The following is a 3775-nucleotide window of genomic DNA, read 5'->3' as shown; positions in this document are numbered from 1 at the left end:
GCGTTCTTCGACAGCATGTGGACCTCGTCCACGATGTAGATCTTGAACCGCGCGGTCACCGCCGCATAGCGCGACGCGTCGATGATCTCGCGGACGTCGTCGACCCCGGTATGGCTCGCCGCGTCCATTTCGATGACGTCGATGTGCCGCCCCTCCGCGATCGCGCGGCAGGGTTCGCAAACCCCGCATGGGTCGATCGTCGGGCCGCCCTGCCCGTCCGCGCCGATGCAGTTGAGCGCCTTGGCGATCAGCCGCGCGGTCGACGTCTTGCCGACCCCGCGCACCCCGGTCATCAGGAACGCATGCGCGAGCCGATCGCGCTTGATCGCGTTCCCCAGCGTCTGGACCATTGCGTCCTGCCCGATCAGTTCGGAAAAGGTCTGCGGGCGATATTTGCGCGCCAGCACGCGATAGGCATCGGCCTTCGCGGCGGGCTGCGGCGGTTCGCCAAGATCGAAGGAGTCGGACATTGCGGGTGATATAGGCTGCGGGCGCGGCGATGTCATTCCTCTGCCTGCTTGGCGAGCGGCATCGGTTGTGGCTTGCTGGATAGTAGGGCGCCGCGGCTGAGCCGAGTCGACGGACGGCGCTTTGCGCCGCCGGCCGCGTTCGGCGCGCATCGCGGTGGGAGCCGGGACGACCCGCGGCGAAATCGTTGCGGCTGCTTCCTTCCGGACCTGACCGGGTTGGCGACGACCACGTCCGCCCGACTCCCGCGCGCCCTATGGCCGAGGCGGGCGAGCCGATCAAGATGCGTCTAGTTGCCCGCCGGGATCCGCACCGTCATGCCGTCCAGCGCGGCCGTGAGCGTCACCTGACACGCCAGCCGGCTGGTCCGCGTCGTCGCATAGGCGAGATCGAGCATGTCCTCCTCCGCCGCCGACGCGCGCGGCAGCCGCGCGAAGTCCGCGGGATCGATCAGCACGTGGCAGGTCGCGCACGCCATGTCGCCGTCGCAGGTGCCCTCCAGCGGCTGGTCCGCCAGCTGCGCAGCCGCGAGCAGGCTCGTGCCCTCCTCGACCGTCGCCTCCCGCACCGATCCGTCCCGCGCGATGAAGCGGATGCCGATCATGCCGCAATCCGCTGGCGCGCCGCGGCCTCAACGATCGAATCGATCGCCGCCGTCAGCTCTGTTACCCCGGTATAGCGCCCGAAACCGAGCCGGATCGATCCTCGCGCCTCGGCCTCACCGAGCCCGATCGCGCGCAGCACATGGCTGGTCCGTCCCGATCCGCTCGCGCATGCGGACCCCGCCGAGAACGCGACGTCGCGCAGGTCCGACATCAGCCGCGCGACATCCAGCCGCTCATGACTTATGTTGAGGTTGCCGCGATACCGCGCTTCGACCGACCCGTTGATCCGCCATTCCGGCCCGAGCCGCGCGGTCGCCGCGACCCACAAAGCTTCGACATGCGCGGCATCCTCGATGCCACGATCGCTCATCAATCCCGCAGCCACCCCGAACCCCGCGCACAGCGCCGGCGAGAGCGTCCCCGACCGTCCAGCCGTCTCCTGCCCGCCGCCATGGAGCAGCGGCGCCGGCTGCACGCCCGCACGCGTCCAGAGCGCCCCGATCCCCTTCGGCCCATGGATCTTGTGTGCGGAGATCGCGACGATGTCGCACTGCTCGGGTATGGGCACACGACCATAGCCCTGCACCGCGTCGCACAGGAACAGCGCCCCAACGGCATGCGCGAGATCGGCGAGCGCGGCGATCGGCTGGATCACCCCGATCTCGTTGTTGACCAGCATCGCCGCGACGAGCCCCACGCCGGGCACGATCGCGGCCCGTGCTGCGTCGAGATCGACCAGGCCGTCGTGCCCGACCGGCAATATCGTCACCGCCCGACCGGTCGCCGCCACGGTATCGAGCACCGCGGCATGCTCGGTCGCCAGCGTGACGATCGGCCCTTCGACCCCTTTGATCGCCCAGTTGAGCGCCTCGGTCGCTCCGCTGGTGAAGGACAGCGTTCCACCTGCGGGCATCGCTGCGGCGACCTGGTCCCGCGCCACTTCGACCGCCGCACGCGCCGCCCGCCCTTCGCGATGCGTCGAATGCGGGTTCGCATGCTGCCGCTCCAGCCACGGCAGCATCGCCGCGAGTGCTTCGGGCGCGAGCGGCGTTGTCGCCTGATAATCCAGATAGGTCATGCCGCGAACGTCCGGACCGCGCGCGCCATCGTCCGCCACGCGACGATGAACGCCTCGACATCCCGCTCTGTCGTGGTCCGCCCGAAGCTGACGCGGATCACTTCGCGCGACGCCGCCTCGCTCCACCCCATCGCCGCGAGCACATGGCTCGGCTTCATGCTCCCCGAACTGCACGCGCTGCCTGCCGACACCGCGAAGCCCGCCATGTCGAGCCGGATGAGCTGGGTCGTCGCCGCGACGCCCGGCAGTCGGTAGCTGCCGATCGCGGGATGCCGCGCCTGCTCGGCGGCGACGACGACCCCGCCCGATCGTACGATCGAATCGTCAAGCCGAACGCGGAGCCGCGTCATCGCATCGATATCTTCAGGCTGCGCAAGCGCCGCCGCATAGCCGAGCGCCGCCGGCAGATTTTCGGTTCCCGACCGATAGCCGCGTTCCTGCCCACCGCTCGGCGCCAGGGTGGCGAGATCGCGCACCAGCAGCGCGCCGATGCCGGGCGGGCCCCCGCGCTTGTGCGCCGACACCGCGACGAAATCCGCATGCGCCATGACGTTATCGTCACAGCCCGCCGGCATCTGCGCCGCATCGACCAGCAACAGCCCGCCCGCCGCATGAACCACTTCGGCGATCCGCGCGATCGGCTGGCGCACCCCGGTTTCGCTGTTCGCCCACTGCACCGCGACGATCGCGCCCTGCGACGATCGTTCGAGCACCGCGAGATCGACCAGCCCGTCCTGCCCCACCCCCATCGTCGTCGCGTCCGGCGCCGCACGGAACGACGCGTCATGCTCCACTGCGCTGACGACCCGCCGCGCCACGATCGATCGCCCGAGCGCGATTGCGAGCGATTCGCTGGCACCGCTCGTCAGGATCGTCTCGCCCGTCCAGCCATAGGACGCCGCGATCCCCGCACGCGCCCGCTCGATCGCCGCACGCGCGGCGCGTCCCTCCGCATGCGGCGACGACGGATTCGCCCACATCGCCATACCCTCCGCCACCGCAGCGCGAGCGGCGGGGGTCATCGGCGTGGTCGCGGCATGGTCCAGATACAGGCGGTCGGTCAGCGGAAACGGTCCCAATTGCGTGAAATCGTGCTGCGCCTATATAGCGCGCAACCGAGCGTGCTGCACCAGCGCGTCCAAAGCCGATCCGCGAGACCCATGCCCGAAGTAATCTTTCCCGGCCCAGAAGGCCGCCTCGAAGGGCGTTTCGCCCCCGCTCCCCGCCCCCGCGCACCCGTGGCGATGATCCTTCATCCGCACCCGTCGTCGGGCGGCACGATGAACAACCGCATCGTCCAGGAACTCTACAAGACCTTCCAACGGCGCGGGTTCGCGACGCTGCGGTTCAACTTCCGCGGGGTCGGCAAGAGCCAGGGGACGTTCGACAACGGCGTCGGCGAGCTGTCAGACGCGGCGAGCGCGCTCGACTGGGTGCAAAGCTTCCATCCCGAGGCGTCGACCACCTGGATCGCCGGCGTCAGCTTCGGTGCGTGGATCGGCATGCAGTTGCTGATGCGCCGCCCCGAGATCCGCGGCTTCATCTCGATCGCGCCGCCCGCGAACATGTACGACTTCACCTTCCTGGCGCCGTGCCCCTCGTCAGGGATCATCATCCAGGGCGA

The 3775-nt window shown here is 69.6% G+C and carries 5 protein-coding genes and 1 other RNA gene; 1 reads left to right on the top strand and 5 read right to left on the bottom strand.

The annotated features are described in order from the left end of the window. The 5 genes from ACFE77_RS16160 to ACFE77_RS16140 all read right to left on the bottom strand — a co-directional run. Positions 1-470, bottom strand: a 470-nt coding sequence (locus tag ACFE77_RS16160) for an AAA family ATPase (protein WP_375422669.1), incomplete at its 3' end; no start/stop codon positions are given. A gap of 150 nt (positions 471-620) precedes the next feature. Further along, positions 621-718, bottom strand: an RNA gene (gene ffs, locus ACFE77_RS16155) — signal recognition particle sRNA small type. Between the two features lie 39 nt (positions 719-757). Then, on the bottom strand, positions 758-1072 hold the full coding sequence (locus ACFE77_RS16150) for a 2Fe-2S iron-sulfur cluster-binding protein (protein WP_375422668.1): 315 nt from the start codon (positions 1070-1072) through the stop codon (positions 758-760). Continuing rightward, the gene (locus tag ACFE77_RS16145) at positions 1069-2151 is read right to left on the bottom strand and encodes a cysteine desulfurase family protein (protein ID WP_375422667.1); all 1083 of its coding nucleotides are present in this window, start codon (positions 2149-2151) and stop codon (positions 1069-1071) included. Before ACFE77_RS16145 ends, ACFE77_RS16150 begins: the two co-directional genes overlap by 4 nt. Beyond that, positions 2148-3173 (bottom strand): cysteine desulfurase family protein, encoded by a 1026-nt coding sequence (locus ACFE77_RS16140; RefSeq protein WP_375422670.1) that lies wholly within the window; start codon positions 3171-3173, stop codon positions 2148-2150. The genes ACFE77_RS16145 and ACFE77_RS16140 overlap by 4 nt, the downstream gene beginning before the upstream one ends. Before the next feature lie 138 nt (positions 3174-3311). Between ACFE77_RS16140 and ACFE77_RS16135 the strand changes: the two genes are divergently transcribed. Next, a partial coding sequence (locus ACFE77_RS16135) for an alpha/beta hydrolase (protein WP_375422666.1) occupies positions 3312-3775 on the top strand: 464 nt, incomplete at its 3' end.

Source organism: uncultured Sphingomonas sp. (assembly GCF_964243315.1).
Classification (GTDB): Bacteria; Pseudomonadota; Alphaproteobacteria; order Sphingomonadales; family Sphingomonadaceae; genus Sphingomonas.
Note: the sequence above shows the minus strand (reverse complement) of the source record. Positions and strands in the feature narration are given on the sequence as shown.